Origin of the sequence: Novosphingobium sp. PC22D, assembly GCF_002556635.1 — a bacterium.
Taxonomy (GTDB): Bacteria; Pseudomonadota; Alphaproteobacteria; order Sphingomonadales; family Sphingomonadaceae; genus Novosphingobium.
Map to the genome: position 1 here is coordinate 1 of NZ_MWMO01000048.1, position 1,298 is coordinate 1,298.

The 1,298-nt window shown below is 63.3% G+C and carries 1 protein-coding gene; it reads left to right on the plus strand.

All coding sequences use genetic code 11. The features are described from left to right. Positions 1 to 65 precede the first annotated feature (65 nt). Positions 66 to 1,237 (plus strand): IS3 family transposase gene (locus tag B2G71_RS23545; protein ID WP_098109091.1). Its coding sequence is split into 2 segments (ribosomal slippage): positions 66 to 330 and positions 330 to 1,237, totalling 1,173 coding nucleotides; the frame shifts between segments, so codons are not numbered across the junction. Positions 1,238 to 1,298 lie beyond the last annotated feature (61 nt).

The window sequence follows — 1,298 nt, forward strand, 5'->3', positions numbered from 1 at the left end:
AGAGGTGGTGCCGGTTTCTTGGACAGGATGCTAAGCTACTCCCGAGCTGATGGATTGGTACGGGAATGAAGACGACGAGAAAGCGCTACAGCGCGGATTTCAAAGCCAAGGTGGCGCTCGAGGCGATCCGGGGCGACCTGACGCTGGCGGAGCTGGCGGCCAAGCATGGCGTGCACCACACGATGATCGCTTCCTGGAAGCGGCAAGCCATTGATGGGATGGCAGGCACCTTTTCCGGAGCGGGCGATGTTGCCAGGGCTGCCAGCGAGAGCGAGGTGGAAAAGTTGCACGCCAAGATCGGGCAACTGGTCGTGGAGCGGGATTTTTTAGCGAAAGCCTTCGGTCGATGAGCGTGGACCGGAGGCGGGCGATGGTCGAACCTGCTCACCACCGCCTGTCGATCTCGGCGCAATGCCGCCTGCTGCGGATCAGCCGCTCGTCCTATTACTATGCGCCGGTGCCGGAAACGGATGAGACGCTGGCGCTGATGACGGTGATCGACGAGACCTTCATGGAGTGCCCGTGGTACGGCAGCCGCCAGATGGCGCGGCACCTGCGGCGTGCCGGACACGAGGTCGGGCGACGCCGGGCGCGGCGGCTCATGGCGAAGATGGGCCTGACGCCGATCTACCAGCGGCCACGCACGAGCGATCCGCACCCGCAGCACCGGGTCTATCCGTACCTGCTGCGCAAGCTGGCGATCGAGCGGCCCAATCACGTGTGGTGCGCCGACGTGACGTACATCCCGATGCGGCGCGGGTTCCTCTACCTGGTGGCGATCATGGACTGGGCGACCCGCAAGGTGCTGGCCTGGCGGCTGTCGAATACCATGGATGCTGGCTTCTGCGTCGCCGCTCTGGAGGAAGCCTTGGCCCGCTACGGGAGGCCCGAGATCTTCAACACGGACCAGGGCAGCCAATTTACGTCATACGCCTTCACCGGCGTGCTGCGCGACGCCGAGGTCCGCATCAGCATGGATGGCCGGGGGCGGTGGATGGACAATGTCTTCATCGAACGCCTCTGGCGATCCCTGAAGTACGAGTGCGTCTATCTCCATGCCTTCGAGACTGGCTCCGAGCTGCGGGCTGGCCTTGGCCGGTGGATCACCTATTACAACACCCAGCGTCCGCACTCGGGCCTGGCCGGGAGAACCCCGGTCGAAGCCTATCGGCGGATCGGAAAACCAGATCATGGGGGGCATGCCCCCCATGATCTGATGATCAAACAGGCGGCATAAACAACAACTGGGATTAGCTTAACTCAGCCGCCAAACTGTCCAAGAAGGCGGAACCACCTCT